Genomic DNA, 14,329 nt, shown 5'->3' on the forward strand with positions numbered 1-14,329 from the left:
AGAAGGGACATCTGGAAGAAATGCTGTCTGGCGCGGCGCACTCACAAACGCTAGGCCAGACAGCGAGACCGGTCAAAAATTGCCCGACATGAAGATCAGGCGGCACTAGACCGGTGCGTCCCGCCAAAAGGGTAAGGGATTGCGATATGAAAAGGGCTTGGGACACCCCTACACGCGAGACACATTCACTGTATTACAGGGATTGCGCCTAGCTGCTGTGATGCATCTCACAGTGCGTAAAAAAGAGAGGTCGCGTAGATGATTTCGAAAGCCGAACAAAGGCAGGCGACGGAGGGGCTGGTTGGGCTTCTGGAGCGGCATGGCCGGGCGGTGGAGTTCAAGCGCGGTCAGATGATCTATACCACCGGGGCTGATGACACCTCGATGATGCTGATCACAAAGGGTCGGGTCGAGATCAGCCGCAGCTCTCTAGAGGGACGGCGGTCGATCCTGACGCATTTGGGACCGGGGGATATGCTGGGGGAATTGGCGGCGCTGGACGGTGGGCCGCGCAGCGCTGACGCGGTGGCGGCAACCGGGGTCCGGGGGCGGGTTCTGGCGCGGCCGCAGGTGTTGCAGCTTTTGCAGGATCACCCGGACGCGGCGATTGATGTGATTGGCATGCTCTGTCGGAGGCTCCGCGAGACCTCTGGCATGTATACGGCGCATATGCTGGCGGACGGGCAGGCCCGTCTGGCGCGGCTCTTGTTGCACCTTTCGGAGAAATGGGGCGAGGTGTTGCCGGGGGGCAAGCTCCGGTTGGCCGAGCGGTTCTCGCAATCTGATCTGGGGGATCTGGTGGGCCTGTCGCGGGAAAGTGTGAACCGTCAGATCCGCGAGTGGGAGCAGGTCGGGCTGATCGAGCGGCAGGGCCAGGGGATTGTGCTTTGTGATCCTGCAGCCTTGGCGCAAGCGGCGGAGACGGCGGAATGAAACGGATTATGGCGGTCCTGATATGGCTTATGGCCGGGCCGGGCGTGGCACAGGAGGATGGCATGCTGGACTACACCCCACCCCCGGCGGACAGTTGGCGCTATTTCAGCGATCAGGTGATGGGTGGCGTATCGACGGGGCGCGCAGAGGTTCTAGGCCCGGAGGGTGCGCGCTATGTGCGGCTTACGGGAGAGGTGAGCACCGCCAACCGGGGCGGGTTCATTCAGGTGCGCGGCGAACTGGAGACCGCCTTGCCCGACGGCGCGCAGGGTGTCGTGGTGCGCGTCAGGGGGAATGGCGAGGGCTATTTCATCCATCTGCGCACGCGGGGCACGATGTTGCCGTGGCAGTATTATCAGGCACCGATCCCAAGTGGTCCGGCCTGGCAAGAGGTGCGTGTGCCCTTTACGGCCTTTCGCGCCTCTGGGGCGATGTTAAGGGATGTGCCGCGTGCCGAGGCGGTCAAGAGTCTTGCTGCGGTGGCCTATGGGCGGGATCATCAGGCCGATTTGTCGTTTCAGTGGATCGGGATCTATTGATCGCTTTTTTATAACTCTATGGAGATATTTTGCGGCCTTTTGCCATCAAAATATCGAATTATGTAAACTGCTCTCGCAGAAGCCGCTCTTCCAGCCCATGTCCGGGATCAAAGAGAATGCGATGTTTGATTCTGGTTTCGGAGCGGATTTCGACCCAGAGTACGTTCTCCACCCAGCGGCTGTCGGCATCGGCCATCACCGGTCGCTTGTCCGGATCGACCACGTCAAAACGGACCAATGCCGTCTTGGGCAGGAGCGCGCCGCGCCAACGGCGTGGGCGGAAAGCGGCCACCGCCGTCAGCGCCAGCACATCCGAGCCGATGGGCAGGATCGGGCCATGGGCGCTGTAGTTGTAGGCGGTAGACCCGGCCGGCGTGGCGACGAGCGCGCCGTCGCAAACGAGTTCCTCCAGACGCAGCCGCCCGTCGATGGTGATGCGCAATTTGGCAGCTTGAGGGCCTGCGCGCAGGAGCGAGACCTCGTTGATCGCCAGCGCCTCGTGCAGGGCGCCATCGCGGGATTCGGCGCGCATGGAGAGGGGGTTAATCACCTCTTCCGCGGCGGCGACGAGGCGGTCGATCAAGTCTGTCTCGCTGTATTCATTCATCAAAAACCCGACGGTGCCGCGATTCATCCCGTAGACCGGAACGTCGAGCGCCTGCGTGCGGTGCAACGTGTGCAGCATGAACCCATCGCCACCAAGCGCCACGATCACATCCGCCTCGACCTCGGGAACCTGTCCAAATCGGCCTGCAAGCGTGGCGCGTGCCGTCTGGGCGATGGGCATCTCGCTGGCGACAAAGGCGATCTTGCGGTTCATGGGCGGTCCTGTTTCCAAAAGGCGATGGCGTGCGGCGGATCGAACCACAATTCCCCCGCCAAGACCAGCCATGCCGGTGATACAGGTGAAATCGTCGCTTTACATTCTTTCAAACCGGACGAGTTTCCTTTAGGAAAATGACCAATTCACCAATTTTTGGAGTTGCCCAAATGCCCCATGACGGACACCAGCCTGTTGCAGATCAAGGCTTTTTCACCGAATCCCTGTCGTCGCGTGACCCCGAACTCTTTGGCGCGATCCGCTCTGAGCTGGGTCGGCAGCGTGACGAGATCGAGCTGATCGCGTCTGAGAACATCGTTTCTGCCGCCGTGATGGAAGCGCAGGGCAGTGTGATGACCAACAAATACGCCGAAGGATATCCCGGCAAACGCTATTATGGCGGCTGCCAATATGTTGATATCGCGGAAAATCTGGCGATTGAGCGAGCTTGTGAGCTGTTTGGCTGTAGCTTTGCCAACGTCCAGCCGAATTCCGGCTCTCAGGCCAATCAGGGCGTCTTCACGGCCCTCTTGCAGCCGGGTGATACGATCCTTGGCATGAGCCTTGATGCGGGCGGCCACCTGACCCATGGGGCGGCACCGAACCAATCGGGCAAATGGTTCAACGCCATTCAATACGGGGTACGCAAACAGGATAACCTGATTGATTACGATCAGGTGCAGGCATTGGCGACCGAGCATCAGCCCAAGCTGATCATCGCGGGCGGCTCGGCGATTCCGCGGCAGATCAACTTTGCCCGGATGCGCGAGATTGCCGATAGCGTCGGGGCCTATCTGCTTGTGGATATGGCACATTTTGCCGGTCTGGTGGCCGCGAAGGAGCATCCGAGCCCGTTCCCGCATGCGCATGTGGCCACGACAACGACGCATAAGACGCTGCGCGGGCCGCGCGGTGGCATGATCCTGACCAATGACGAGGGGCTGGCCAAGAAATTCAACTCGGCGATTTTCCCCGGAATTCAGGGCGGGCCGCTGATGCATGTGATCGCGGCCAAGGCGGTGGCCTTTGGCGAGGCGCTGCGCCCAGAATTCAAGTCGTATATTCAACAGGTTATCCGTAATGCGCAGGCGCTGTCGGATCAGTTGATCAAGGGCGGTCTGGACACGGTGACGCATGGCACCGACACGCATGTGTTGCTGGTGGATCTGCGGCCCAAAGGCGTGAAAGGCAATGACACCGAAAAGGCATTGGGTCGGGCGCATATCACCTGCAACAAGAATGGCGTGCCGTTTGATCCGGAAAAACCCACTGTAACCAGTGGGATACGGCTTGGCTCTCCGGCGGGAACGACGCGCGGCTTTGGCGAGGCGGAATTCCGGCAGATCGCGGATTGGATCATCGAGGTGGTCGATGGGCTGGCGGCCAATGGCGCCGAGGGTAATGCCGCGGTCGAAGCCAAGGTGAAGGCCGAGGTGGAGGCGCTGTGCAAGCGGTTCCCGATCTATCCGAATCTCTGACTTCGGATCACGATACTGCCCCGCGTGAGCTATGGTTTGCGCGGGGTTTTTATTTGTAATTCAGATATTTGCAGGCAGTTCTTAAATCACATCTTGCCAGCGGAGCAGGGCGTAGATCAACCCGGCGAGGACCATCAGATTCAGTATCATCCCGCCCACGAGGCGGAGAATGGCGGTTTTGCGCGCCTCTTCGGGATTGAGCCCGTCGAGATGGCTGTGCAAGTCAGTGAAGGCGGCATTGACCTGTGCCATGTCGAGGACGCGGGCGAGTTTGGGGTGGGCCATCCAATCCTGTGCGCCCAAAATGACCGCTGCGGCGCGGCGCGGGCGGCGGGGCAAGCGCCGTCCGGCGTGACGCAACTGACGCTCAAGCGAGGGGCCACGCAGGCGCATCTTGTCGCTCAGAGCCTTTTGAAGCTCGGAGACTTTCCCTTGAAATTGTTCTGTATCAATCACTTGGGTGTTCCTTTTGATGTAGTTTAATGGGTCTGCGCCGTGCAAGCAATAGGGCTGGAATCCGGGCTGAGAGGGCGGTATTCAAGGGTATGTTGAACCTGATTGAACATGGCACGCCAACAGAGCGTCCGGGATTGGTGATTGTGCACGGGCTCTATGGGTCGGCGCGCAATTGGGGTGTGATCGCCAAGCGGCTGTCGGACAGCCGTCATGTGGTCGCGGTTGACATGAGGAATCATGGGTCAAGCCCTTGGTTTGAAACGCATTCCTATCAGGATATGGCGGGTGATCTGGCTGAGGTGATCGAGAGCCTGACGGGGCCATATGATGTGCTGGGTCATTCCATGGGCGGCAAGGCGGCGATGGTGTTGGCGGTGACGCAACCGGCACTGGTGAACCGGCTGATCGTGGCAGATATAGCGCCTATCGCCTATGGGCATAGCCAGATGCAGTATATCGAGGCGATGAAATCGGTCGATCTGACCCGTGTCGAGCGACGTTCGGATGCGGCGACGCAATTGCAAGGCAGGGTGGATAATCCCGCCTTGGTGCCGTTCTTTCTTCAGGCGCTGGATGTGGCGGAAAAACGGTGGTTGCTGAACCTCGACACGCTGGCGCGCGAGATGCCGAAAATCCTTGGGTTTCCTGATATATCAGGCGCTTACGAGGGAAAGGTGATGTTTCTGACCGGGGCGGAGTCGCCCTATGTCACGCGTGAGCACCGCGACCGGATCAAGGCGCTGTTTCCAGCGGCGCAGTTCGCCAAGATCCCCGGCGCGGGTCATTGGCTGCATGCCGAGAAGCCGCGCGAGTTCGAGGCGGCGGTGCGGACATGGCTGGGGTGAGTCGTACGGTTGTGCGGTCAAACCGTACGATCCGGACCTAGCGCAGTTCGTAGAGCTTTTTGGTGACGATATAGGTCACCGGAAAGGCCGCGATAAACCCCAGAAGGGCGGCGATCAGGATGGGATACAACGTGTCATATCCCATGGTGAGGGCGGCTATGACAGCCGAGCCGGACAGGGTGGAGCCGATGAAGAGATGCAGGATGAGGCCAAGGCGCAGCATTGGGCACACTTTCTATGATGTTTCTTTAACCTCATAGTAACGGTGACGTGTCTAGATGGCCTTGATCTGTGTCACAGGCTGGTTTCGGACATGAAAAAACCCGTCGGTGGATTGACCGGCGGGTTTCGGTAGAATGGTTTCGCGGAAGCGATCGCTGTTATTCCTGTTGCCCCATGAACATGAGGAGGAACTGGAACATGTTGAGGAAGCTGATGTAGAGGTTCAGCGCCCCGTCATAGGCGGCCTTGTCCAGCCATTCCTGATCACCCTGAGCGGCATGCGCCACATAGGTGCTCTTGATTTCCTGCGTGTAAAAGGCGGTGAGGCCCGCGAAGATCAAAAGGCCGATGGCGGAAATGGCGAACATCACAGCCGGGCTCTGCAGGAAGATGTTGATCACCATGACCACGATGAGACCGATCACGCCCATGATGAGGAACGATCCCCAGCCGGAGATGTCCTTTTTGGTGGTGTAGCCATAGAGCGACAGGCCCGCGAAGGCGATGGCGGTCACGATGAAGGTCTGCGCGATCGAGAAGCTGGTGAAAACCAGAAAGATCGAGCTCATCGAGATGCCGATCAGCGCCGCAAAGGCGAAGAAGCCAAGCTGAACGGCGGCCGCGGAGCCGCGCCGCAGGAGCGCGCCCCAGCCAAGAAAGATGAAGGCGAGCGGGGCCAGCATCACCACCCATTTGAGCGGCGAGAGGTAAAGGGCGGCACCGAGGCCCGACAGCATCGTGCCGTTGGGCAATTGGGCGGCCGCAGCCGAGGGATCGGTTGTCACGGCAAGCCCCGCGATGGCCCATGCCGCCAACGCAGTGATGAGCATGCCAACGGACATCGTGCCGTAGACCTTGTTCATATGCGCGCGCAGGCCCGCGTCAATCTGGGCGGTGCGCGTGCCCGTCGCCGTCCGGATCGTGTTAAACTCTGCCATGTAACCCTCCGATATGTGAATGGCCGTCCCGGTTCCGGGACATTGCCAGTAATATCGGGTGCCACCCCCTACATTTCAAGCGTTTATGACTGTTTCCGCCAGGTTTTCTGCGGGGGACTGGCGGTGGTTGGTTGGCGGGGGTGTTTCCGGGTGTTGTGCGACGTGGTTTTGACCTGACGCTGTGGGTCGAAGCCGTGCATTTTTCGGGGTCTGGTCCGATCCTGCACGGCCGTGTCAAACCTGTCCTCGGGGTCAGCGCAGCATTGCTCAGCAATGCAGCCGACGGGGCAAATCCCAGAAGGCGCGCTCTGCTTCGCGCAAGGCCGCCTCGCGGGTCAGGCCAATGTCCCGAAGGGCTGCGTCGTCGAGGTAACGCAGGACGCGGCGCTGATGCCAAACCGCCAGCATATCCGCAAACCGCAGGCTCAATCCGGGGAAGGCGGCGCGAAGGGCGGGGGTGTTACTGTGAAAGGTCATGGTTTTTCCTTTCCCTTTGGTGATGTGAGGGCGGGTTTGCATTTCTGATATTGATCTTTTGCCACGATTGGTTCAATTTTGAAAATGAATGTTTGATCATCATATCATCAAGGACTGTGATGAATGCGAAATCTGGATATCACGACATTGCGCTCTTTGGTCGCGGTTGCCGATCAAGGCGGCGTGACGCGGGCGGCGACCGCGTTGAACCTCACGCAATCGGCGGTGTCGATGCAAATCAAGCGGCTCGAAGAGATGCTGGACCTGACGCTGTTTGACCGGGCCAATCGGCGGGTTTCGCTGACCGCCTCGGGCGAGCAATTGGTGGGGTATGCGCGGCGGATGCTCGATCTCAATGATGAGGTGGTGGGACGCTTGACCGAAGAGACCTTTGAAGGGGAACTAGCGCTTGGGGTGCCGCATGACATCGTCTATCCGGTGGTGCCACGGGTTCTCAAGCAGTTCAACGCCGCCTATCCGCGGGTCAAGGTGAACCTGCGCTCGTCGAGCACGATCAAGCTGCGCGAAGCCTTGGCGCGGGGTGAGGTGGATGTGATCCTGACCACCGAAGAAGGTCTGGGCGAGGGGGGGGAGACGCTGACCGAAATGATGCTGCGCTGGACGGGGGCGCCGGCGGGTGTGTCGTGGAAACGTCGGCCGCTGCGGCTGGCGTTTTGTCGGCAATGCATTTTCCGGCCGATCGTGCTGCGCAAACTGGACGCGGCTGGCGTCGATTGGGAGATGGCGGTGGATTCCGAAGATGACCGCGCGGTCGAGGCGTTGGTGAGCGCCGATCTGGCGGTCGGCGCGTTGCTGGAGGACAGCATGCCGCCACATCTCGAGGCGATCCATCCCGGCGGGGCTCTGCCTGAGCTTGGGGTGCAGAAGATCAATCTCTATGCGCGGGCGGGCCGCGACGAGGTGCGGTGTGCCTTGATGCGGATGCTGCGGCAGGGATTCGGGGCGCTGACGCCGCCGGTTCTCAGTCCAGTGTGATGACGACCTTGCCGGTGGATTTGCGCGTGCGCAGCAGATCGAGCGCCTCTGCGGTCTGTTCGAGCGGCAGAAGGTGCGAGACATGCGGGCGCAGGAGCCCCTGCGCATACCAGTCAAAGAGGGTCGCGAGGCTGTTTGTCACCACCTCGGGACGGAATTTGAGATAGCCGCCCCAGTAGAGGCCCATCACGCTGATATTCTTGACCAAGAGGTGATTTGCCGGGATTTGCGGCACCTCGCCAGAGGCAAAGCCGATGGTGAGAATGCGGGCCTCGGGGTTGCAGGCGCGAAAGGCGGCCTTGAAGTGATCGCCACCGACCGGGTCATAGACCACGTCGACGCCTCCCAAGGCGCGGCACGTCTCGCGGATGTCCTGCTCCGCGGCGTCGATCAGGTGGTCGGCCCCGGCGCGTTTCGCCACGGCGAGTTTGTCTGCGCCGCGCGCGCAGGCGATGACACGCGCGCCCATTTGCTTGCCGATCTCAACCGCGGTCAGACCCACGCCCCCGGCGGCCCCCAGAACGAGCAGGGTCTCGCCCGGTTGCAGATGCGCCTTGTGATCCAGCGCGACATGGCTGGTGCCATAGGCCACCTGAAAGGCCGCCGCGTCGGCAAAGGTCATGCTGTCGGGCAGAGGCACGGCGCGGGCGGCCGGAAAGCAGCCATAGTCCGCCAACCCGCCCTGACCGGCGAAGACCGCGACGCGGGTGCCGGGAGCGGGGCCGCGCGTGTCGGGGCCGAGCGCCTCGACCGTGCCGGCCACCTCCATTCCGAGGGTGAAGGGTGGCTCTGGCGTGTCCTGATACGCGCCCTTGATCATCAAGAGATCCGCGAAGTTGAGCCCGCAGGCGGCGATTCGCAGGGCGAGTTCGCCCGATTTCGGGAGCGGGCGGGGGAGGGTGGTCAGGGCAGGGTCTGCGCCTCGGGCGGGGATCTGATAAGCGCGCATGTCGGACCCTTGTGATTCTGGCGTTGCGAGGTAAGTCTAAGCGCGTTGGTTAGACGAATTCGATTCGGGCTGTCAAATCGCCTGAGGTTTCCGGAGGCGTGACCGTATTTACCCTGTGCAATAGGGTAGGCGCCCGCTTAGATTGAGTTTCTTTCGTATAGGTCACGCAAATGGATAGCGATATTTCTTGAATTTTAACACCATCTTGATAAGTTCTGGCACACGCCGCTGGGATGCGTGGCGTGATTTCCGAGATTCCAGTCCCGGTTTGTCAGAATTACGGTAAATCTCAGAGTAGGTAAAAAGGAACATTCAATGCCGCACCCCGTAGATGTGCACGTCGGAAAACGCATTCGTCACCGCCGCTGGCTGGTGGGAATGACCCAGCAGCAGCTGGCCGAGAGTGTGGGAATTAAATTTCAACAGATTCAGAAGTACGAAACCGGCGCGAACCGTGTCAGCGCGTCACGGCTCTGGGATATCGCAGAATCACTTGATGTGACGATCAGCTTTTTCTTTGAGGGGCTGGAACAGGATGGCGGCGTGGAGCGCGAGAAAAGCGATCCGGCACGTGCCGACCTGATGGGAGACAAGGAAGCGCTCGATCTGGTGCGGTCTTATTACGCCATTCCAGAGAACCAGCGCCGCCGCCTGTTTGACCTTGCTCGGGTGCTGAGCGAGGTGGCTTGAGCCTGACCGGCCCAAGGGCTATCCCTCTGCGCATGCGGTAGGAAAGGCGGGCCGGAATGGATAAGACAGATATCGTCAGGACAGCCCATGCGGTGGCAGATGCTGCGCGCGGGGCTGTCCTGCCGTTTTTTCGCAGTGCCGATCTGACGGCGGAGAACAAGCTGCCCGAAGGGCGGTTTGATCCGGTGACTGAGGGCGACCGCGCAACCGAACGGTCAATGCGCGAGGTTCTGGGGCGATTGCGCCCGCAGGATGGAATCCTTGGCGAAGAATATGGCGCGGTTGAGGGCACGAGCGGCCTGACTTGGGTGCTTGATCCGATCGACGGCACGCGGGCGTTCATGTCCGGGTCTCCGACCTGGGGCGTGTTGATCGCGGTGTCCGATGCGAGCGGCCCGATTTACGGCATTATCGACCAACCCTATATCGGCGAGCGGTTTGAGGGCGGTTGGGGCGCGGCGCGGATGGTCGGGCCGATGGGCACACGGGATTTACGGGTGCTGGGCGCGCGGTCCTTGTCCGAGGCGATCGTCTTTACCACATTCCCGGAATTGGGCAGCCCGGCTGAGGCGGCAGGCTTTGCCGACGTTGCGAGCCACGCGAAGTTGACGCGCTATGGGCTTGATTGCTATGCCTATTCTCTGGTTGCGGCAGGGCATGTTGATCTGGTGATCGAGGCCGGGCTTGCGCCGTATGACATTCAGGCGCCGATTGCGGTGATCGAGGCGGCGGGCGGCATTGTCACCAACTGGCAGGGTGGCCCCGCGCATCACGGTGGCCGGGTGATTGCCGCGGCCGGGCGCGCGCAGCATGAGGCGGCGCTGGAGATTCTGTCGCAGGTGGTGTGACGGGGGTGCGTGCCGCGCGGGACAAGGCGCGGTACGCGCCGCCGCGCGATCGCCGGGCCGTCCGTCGCACCGAAGGTGCGCCGCTTTATCTCGGCACGCCTTTGGCGTGACGGCCTAGCGATTTGTAGAGCGCGAGCCTCACTGTGACGTCATACGGACTTTGCTAACATTAAGTGGCATCCACCCCGTTGCTTCGCTAGTCCCCGGCCCAGCGACCGCGCGGCTGCGTGCTTTTGCTTGCCCAAGCCCCCCAGTTACACCGCCTTGCCCGCCACCCAGACGCCTGCGATGGCGCGGTCGTCGCCCATCATGAGGGTGGGAAAGAGCGCCTCCCATAGGTCATCCGCCCGCGCGCTGCGTTGGGCAATCGCGGGGGTTGAGGCGAGATCGAGGGCGACGAGATCGGCCTCCATGCCGGGGGCTATATTGCCGATCTTTGACCCCATGTGCAGCGCCTGCGCCGAGCCTGCGGTGGCGAGCCAGAGAAGCTGGGCGGGGTGCAGCGCCGTGCCGGTCAATTGCCCGATTTCATAGGCGGCGGCCATGGTGCGCAGCATCGAGAAAGACGAGCCGCCGCCGGTGTCGGTGGCCAGGCCGATGCGCTGGCCTTCGGCGATGCGGGCTGCGAGGTTGAAGAGACCTGAACCGATGAAGGTGTTGGAGGTGGGACAATGGATCAGCGCCGCGCCCACTTCGCGCAGGCGGTCGCGCTCGCGCGCGTCAAGGTGGATGGCGTGGCCATAGAGCCCGCGCGCCCCCAAGAGGCCGTGCGAGTCGTAGGTGTCGAGATAGTCGCGCGCCTCTGGGTAGAGGGATTTAACCCATGCAACCTCGTCGGTCTGTTCAGAGAGGTGGGTTTGCATCAGGCAATCGGGGTATTCCGACCAGAGCGCGCCCAAGGCGGCGAGTTGATCTGGCGTCGAGGTGGGCGAAAACCGGGGCGTGATGGCGTAAGAGAGCCGGTCAACGCCGTGCCATGTTTGCAAAAGCTGCTTGCTGTCATCATAGGCCGATTGCGCCGTGTCGCGCAGCCCCTCGGGCGCGTTGCGGTCCATGCAGGTCTTGCCCGCCACGGCGCGCAGGCCGCGCGCCTGTGCCGCCTCGAAAAAGGCGGTCACGCTGGCGGGGTGGATGGTGCAAAAGCTGGCGCAGGTGGTGGTGCCATGGGCGAGGGTCAGATCAAGATAGCGACCCGCGATGTCAGCGGCATAGGCGGGATCAGAGAGGCGCATTTCCTCTGGGAAGGTATAGGTATTCAGCCAGTCGATCAGGCGTTTGCCCCAACTGGCGATGATCGCGGTCTGGGGGTAGTGCACATGTGCATCGACAAAACCTGCGGTAATCAGGTGATTGCCCATGTCGGTCCGGGCCGCGTCAGGCGCCTGTGCGTGCAACGCCTGTGCGGTGCCGAGGGCGGTGATCCGGCCCTCCTCGATCAACAACGCCTCGTGCAGCCGGGCGGCATCGGTGGGGTCGCCGGCCTCGAAGGGCGAGTGGTCAAAGCTGAGGATGTGACCGGTGATCAGGGTTCTGGGCGGCATGTGACCCCTTTTGGTGACGGATTATGCAAGCCGGAGGATAAGCGGCGACACGGTCGGGGTAAATCGGCCCATTGTGATTGTTTTCTGTAAAGCGGTTCTTTAATCCTGCCCGCGACTGTGACGGGCAAGGGGGCGATATGGCGGAAGACGAGGACGATCTGACCCCCGAGGCGGAGGGAGATGAGGATCATCATCCGCTGACGCGGGCGTTGATTTCGCGGATCATGTATGCGGTCGAGACGCAGGACCGCGAGATGCTCTGGGCGGAAATGGAGCCGCTGCACGCAGCCGATATCGCCGACCTTCTGGAACAGAGCAACGCCTATGACCGGCGGCGGTTGATCGAGCTCTACGGGCAGGAGTTCGACGGGGATATCCTGTCGGAGTTGGACGAGTCGATCCGCGAAGAGGTTATGGGCCTCTTGACGCCGCAAGTGCTGGCCGATGCCGTGCGCGAGCTCGATTCGGATGACGTGGTCGATCTGGTCGAAGATCTGGAGGATCAGCAGCAAGAGGCGATTCTGAGCGTCCTTGAGGACAGCGACCGGATCGCGGTGCAGCAATCTCTGACCTATCCCGAGTATTCCGCTGGCCGTCTGATGCAGCGCGAAGTGGTGATGGCGCCGGAGCATTGGACCGTCGGCGACGCGATCGACTACATGCGCCATGCCGAGGAATTGCCGGAACAGTTCTATCATATCGTTCTGGTCGATCCCCGGCTGCATCCGGTGGGCAATGTGACCCTCGGGCGGATCATGGCCTCGCGCCGGGATGTGCCGCTGAAGGACATTGTGGAAGAGACGTTTCACACCATTCCGGTCACACGCTATGACGGCGATGTGGCCTATATGTTCAACCAGTATCACCTGATTTCAGCGCCGGTGGTCGATGAGGACGGGCGGCTGGTGGGGGTCATCACCATTGATGATGCCATGGCCGTTCTGGATGAGGAGCATGAAGAGGATATCATGCGGCTGGCCGGGGTCGGCGAGGGCGGGATCAACGATTCGGTGATCGAGACCTCCAAGCAGCGGGTGCCGTGGCTGGCGGTTAACCTCGGCACGGCAATTCTGGCGTCGCTGGTGATTGCGCAGTTTGAGCTGGCGATTTCGCAACTGGTGGCGCTGGCGGTCTTGATGCCGATTGTGGCCTCGATGGGGGGCAATGCCGGAACGCAGAGCCTGACCGTGGCTGTGCGCGCGCTGGCAACCAAGGATCTCACGGTATCGAATGTCTGGCGGGTGTTGCGCCGAGAAGTGCTTGTGGGGTTGATCAACGGGGTGATTTTCGCCCTGGTGATGGGCGCTGTCGGGATGATCTGGTTTGGCGGGCCAGAGCTGGGCTATGTGATTGCTGCCGCCATGGTGATCAATCTGGTGGTGGCCGGGTTGGCCGGTGCGGCAATTCCGGTTGTGATGGACAGAATGGGCTTTGACCCGGCGCTGGGCTCTGGCACATTTGTAACCACGGTGACGGATGTGGTGGGCTTTTTTGCGTTTCTGGGGCTGGCAACGGTGTTTCTGTTATGAATGACCTGGCGGAGGTGAAGGCGGCGGCGCGCAAGGCGGCGTTTGCGCGGCGGGCCGAGGCGCATGCCGCGCGTCTGCCCGGTGTGGCAGCGCTCTTGTCGGGGGTATTGGCAGGCTATCGTGGGGTGGCTGTATCGGGCTATTTGCCGATCCGCAGCGAGATCGACCCGCGCGACGCAATGGAAGAGGCGGCGGCGCATGGGCCGGTTGCGGTGCCGGTGATCATGGGGGCGGGATTGCCGCTCCGGTTCTCGCGCTGGGTGCCGGGCGGCGCGCTGCGCGAGGGGCCGTTTGGGGCCATGGTGCCGGAGGTGGATGATTTCATCGAGCCGGAGATCCTGATCGTGCCGCTGGTGGCCTTTGATCGCAGCGGCGGGCGATTGGGCTATGGCGGTGGCTTTTATGACCGCACGCTCGAGATTTTGCGCGCGCGGCGGGCAACGCTGGCGATTGGCTTTGCCTATGGCGCGCAGGAATCGGGGGGGCTTCCGCTGGAGCCGACCGATCAGCCGCTTGATATGGTGGTGACAGAGGCTGAGGTGATCGCGTTTGGCCCAAGAGCATGAATATAGCGCCCGTGTGGTCTGGACCGGCAACCGGGGCGAGGGCACGGCACATTACAAGAGCTACGACCGGACGTGGAATGTGGAGACGCCCGGCAAGCCGGTGATCCATTGCTCGAACGATCCGCTGCTGGGGGGCAATCCGGCGCTGCACAATCCGGAAGATATGTTGATATCGGCGCTGAGCGCCTGTCACATGCTGTGGTTCCTGCATCTGGCGAGTGACGCGGGCATTGCCGTGCAGTCCTATGAGGATGATCCCATTGCCATCGGGGAGACCGACAGCACCGGGGCAAGCCGATTTCTGCGGGCCACGCTGCGGCCCCGGATCGCGGTGCCGGCGGGGACCGATCTGAGCCGCGCCAATGGGCTGCATGGGCAGGTGCATGCGGTCTGCTTTATCGCGCGGTCGGTGAATTTTCCGGTGACCTACGCGGCGCGCTACCGGGTTCTGGCGTGAGTGGAATTGTCTGTGTCGGATTCGGGCTTGCGCGCAGATTGAGCG

The 14,329-nt window shown here is 61.7% G+C and carries 17 protein-coding genes; 10 read left to right on the forward strand and 7 right to left on the reverse strand.

Annotated elements, in window-relative coordinates; translation table 11 throughout:
• Positions 1-258 precede the first annotated feature (258 nt).
• Complete coding sequence (locus ROS217_RS12760) at positions 259-933, forward strand: Crp/Fnr family transcriptional regulator (RefSeq protein ID WP_009818176.1); 675 nt, start codon at positions 259-261, stop codon at positions 931-933.
• Positions 930-1,472, forward strand: coding sequence for a CIA30 family protein (locus ROS217_RS12765; protein ID WP_009818177.1), 543 nt, complete (start codon positions 930-932; stop codon positions 1,470-1,472). The genes ROS217_RS12760 and ROS217_RS12765 overlap by 4 nt, the downstream gene beginning before the upstream one ends.
• 58 nt (positions 1,473-1,530) lie before the next feature.
• Here ROS217_RS12765 and ROS217_RS12770 read toward each other — a convergent pair whose 3' ends face one another.
• The gene (locus ROS217_RS12770) at positions 1,531-2,292 is read right to left on the reverse strand and encodes an NAD kinase (protein ID WP_040651449.1); all 762 of its coding nucleotides are present in this window, start codon (positions 2,290-2,292) and stop codon (positions 1,531-1,533) included.
• Positions 2,293-2,462: 170 nt separating this feature from the next.
• On the opposite strand from ROS217_RS12770, the gene glyA reads away from it, so the two are divergent.
• On the forward strand, positions 2,463-3,770 hold the full coding sequence (gene glyA, locus ROS217_RS12775) for a serine hydroxymethyltransferase (RefSeq protein ID WP_040650573.1): 1,308 nt from the start codon (positions 2,463-2,465) through the stop codon (positions 3,768-3,770).
• Between the two features lie 81 nt (positions 3,771-3,851).
• Here glyA and ROS217_RS12780 read toward each other — a convergent pair whose 3' ends face one another.
• Positions 3,852-4,226 (reverse strand): hypothetical protein, encoded by a 375-nt coding sequence (locus ROS217_RS12780; protein WP_009818180.1) that lies wholly within the window; start codon positions 4,224-4,226, stop codon positions 3,852-3,854.
• Positions 4,227-4,315: 89 nt separating this feature from the next.
• Here ROS217_RS12780 and ROS217_RS12785 point away from each other — a divergent pair, with 89 nt between their 5' ends.
• Positions 4,316-5,071, forward strand: a complete 756-nt coding sequence (locus tag ROS217_RS12785) for an alpha/beta fold hydrolase (protein WP_009818181.1) — start codon at positions 4,316-4,318, stop codon at positions 5,069-5,071.
• A 37-nt stretch (positions 5,072-5,108) separates the two neighbouring features.
• Here ROS217_RS12785 and ROS217_RS12790 read toward each other — a convergent pair whose 3' ends face one another.
• The 3 genes from ROS217_RS12790 to ROS217_RS12800 all read right to left on the reverse strand — a co-directional run bounded on the left by ROS217_RS12790 (position 5,109) and on the right by ROS217_RS12800 (position 6,708).
• Positions 5,109-5,294 (reverse strand): hypothetical protein, encoded by a 186-nt coding sequence (locus ROS217_RS12790; RefSeq protein ID WP_009818182.1) that lies wholly within the window; start codon positions 5,292-5,294, stop codon positions 5,109-5,111.
• Positions 5,295-5,451: 157 nt separating this feature from the next.
• Positions 5,452-6,231, reverse strand: coding sequence for a Bax inhibitor-1/YccA family protein (locus ROS217_RS12795; protein WP_009818183.1), 780 nt, complete (start codon positions 6,229-6,231; stop codon positions 5,452-5,454).
• 267 nt (positions 6,232-6,498) lie between these two features.
• The gene (locus ROS217_RS12800) at positions 6,499-6,708 is read right to left on the reverse strand and encodes a DUF1127 domain-containing protein (protein ID WP_040651450.1); all 210 of its coding nucleotides are present in this window, start codon (positions 6,706-6,708) and stop codon (positions 6,499-6,501) included.
• A 123-nt stretch (positions 6,709-6,831) separates the two neighbouring features.
• Between ROS217_RS12800 and ROS217_RS12805 the strand changes: the two genes are divergently transcribed.
• Entirely contained in the window at positions 6,832-7,704 is an 873-nt protein-coding gene (locus tag ROS217_RS12805; RefSeq protein ID WP_009818185.1) for a LysR family transcriptional regulator, read from the forward strand.
• Here the strand turns inward: ROS217_RS12805 and ROS217_RS12810 are convergent.
• Positions 7,691-8,653 (reverse strand): NADPH:quinone oxidoreductase family protein, encoded by a 963-nt coding sequence (locus tag ROS217_RS12810; protein ID WP_009818186.1) that lies wholly within the window; start codon positions 8,651-8,653, stop codon positions 7,691-7,693. The two genes, ROS217_RS12805 and ROS217_RS12810, sit on opposite strands and share 14 nt — an antisense overlap.
• A gap of 315 nt (positions 8,654-8,968) precedes the next feature.
• Here ROS217_RS12810 and ROS217_RS12815 point away from each other — a divergent pair, with 315 nt between their 5' ends.
• Together ROS217_RS12815 and ROS217_RS12820 are read left to right on the forward strand one after the other, a co-directional pair.
• Positions 8,969-9,343 carry a helix-turn-helix domain-containing protein gene (locus ROS217_RS12815; protein WP_009818187.1) on the forward strand — a complete coding sequence of 125 codons (375 nt, stop codon included), beginning with the start codon at positions 8,969-8,971 and terminating at the stop codon, positions 9,341-9,343.
• A gap of 56 nt (positions 9,344-9,399) precedes the next feature.
• A complete protein-coding gene (locus ROS217_RS12820) occupies positions 9,400-10,191 on the forward strand; it encodes an inositol monophosphatase family protein (protein ID WP_009818188.1) in 792 nt (263 codons plus the stop codon).
• 254 nt (positions 10,192-10,445) lie between these two features.
• On the opposite strand, the gene guaD is transcribed toward ROS217_RS12820, so the two are convergent.
• Positions 10,446-11,732 carry a guanine deaminase gene (gene guaD, locus ROS217_RS12825; protein ID WP_009818189.1) on the reverse strand — a complete coding sequence of 429 codons (1,287 nt, stop codon included), beginning with the start codon at positions 11,730-11,732 and terminating at the stop codon, positions 10,446-10,448.
• A 137-nt stretch (positions 11,733-11,869) separates the two neighbouring features.
• Here guaD and mgtE point away from each other — a divergent pair, with 137 nt between their 5' ends.
• The 3 genes from mgtE to ROS217_RS12840 are packed head-to-tail and all read left to right on the forward strand — an operon-like array spanning position 11,870 to position 14,284.
• A complete protein-coding gene (mgtE, locus tag ROS217_RS12830; protein ID WP_009818190.1) occupies positions 11,870-13,261 on the forward strand; it encodes a magnesium transporter in 1,392 nt (463 codons plus the stop codon).
• Positions 13,258-13,827 (forward strand): 5-formyltetrahydrofolate cyclo-ligase, encoded by a 570-nt coding sequence (locus ROS217_RS12835; protein WP_009818191.1) that lies wholly within the window; start codon positions 13,258-13,260, stop codon positions 13,825-13,827. Before mgtE ends, ROS217_RS12835 begins: the two co-directional genes overlap by 4 nt.
• Positions 13,811-14,284: an OsmC family protein gene (locus tag ROS217_RS12840; protein WP_040650575.1), complete on the forward strand. Its 474-nt coding sequence runs from the start codon at positions 13,811-13,813 to the stop codon at positions 14,282-14,284. Before ROS217_RS12835 ends, ROS217_RS12840 begins: the two co-directional genes overlap by 17 nt.
• Positions 14,285-14,329: the final 45 nt, after the last annotated feature.

The sequence above is a fragment of the Roseovarius sp. 217 genome (assembly GCF_000152845.1).
Taxonomy (GTDB): domain Bacteria; phylum Pseudomonadota; class Alphaproteobacteria; order Rhodobacterales; family Rhodobacteraceae; genus Roseovarius.

What these genes read in the sequence shown, in the direction of transcription:
- ROS217_RS12810 (WP_009818186.1), bottom strand. Translation starts at nt 8,653, where the DNA reads ATGCGCGCTTATCAGATCCCCGCCCGAGGCGCAGACCCTGCCCTGACC.
- glyA (WP_040650573.1), top strand. Translation starts at nt 2,463, where the DNA reads ATGCCCCATGACGGACACCAGCCTGTTGCAGATCAAGGCTTTTTCACC.
- ROS217_RS12805 (WP_009818185.1), top strand. Translation starts at nt 6,832, where the DNA reads ATGCGAAATCTGGATATCACGACATTGCGCTCTTTGGTCGCGGTTGCC.
- ROS217_RS12815 (WP_009818187.1), top strand. Translation starts at nt 8,969, where the DNA reads ATGCCGCACCCCGTAGATGTGCACGTCGGAAAACGCATTCGTCACCGC.
- ROS217_RS12760 (WP_009818176.1), top strand. Translation starts at nt 259, where the DNA reads ATGATTTCGAAAGCCGAACAAAGGCAGGCGACGGAGGGGCTGGTTGGG.
- ROS217_RS12770 (WP_040651449.1), bottom strand. Translation starts at nt 2,292, where the DNA reads ATGAACCGCAAGATCGCCTTTGTCGCCAGCGAGATGCCCATCGCCCAG.
- ROS217_RS12790 (WP_009818182.1), bottom strand. Translation starts at nt 5,294, where the DNA reads ATGCTGCGCCTTGGCCTCATCCTGCATCTCTTCATCGGCTCCACCCTG.
- ROS217_RS12835 (WP_009818191.1), top strand. Translation starts at nt 13,258, where the DNA reads ATGAATGACCTGGCGGAGGTGAAGGCGGCGGCGCGCAAGGCGGCGTTT.
- ROS217_RS12800 (WP_040651450.1), bottom strand. Translation starts at nt 6,708, where the DNA reads ATGACCTTTCACAGTAACACCCCCGCCCTTCGCGCCGCCTTCCCCGGA.
- mgtE (WP_009818190.1), top strand. Translation starts at nt 11,870, where the DNA reads ATGGCGGAAGACGAGGACGATCTGACCCCCGAGGCGGAGGGAGATGAG.
- guaD (WP_009818189.1), bottom strand. Translation starts at nt 11,732, where the DNA reads ATGCCGCCCAGAACCCTGATCACCGGTCACATCCTCAGCTTTGACCAC.
- ROS217_RS12765 (WP_009818177.1), top strand. Translation starts at nt 930, where the DNA reads ATGAAACGGATTATGGCGGTCCTGATATGGCTTATGGCCGGGCCGGGC.
- ROS217_RS12820 (WP_009818188.1), top strand. Translation starts at nt 9,400, where the DNA reads ATGGATAAGACAGATATCGTCAGGACAGCCCATGCGGTGGCAGATGCT.
- ROS217_RS12785 (WP_009818181.1), top strand. Translation starts at nt 4,316, where the DNA reads ATGTTGAACCTGATTGAACATGGCACGCCAACAGAGCGTCCGGGATTG.
- ROS217_RS12795 (WP_009818183.1), bottom strand. Translation starts at nt 6,231, where the DNA reads ATGGCAGAGTTTAACACGATCCGGACGGCGACGGGCACGCGCACCGCC.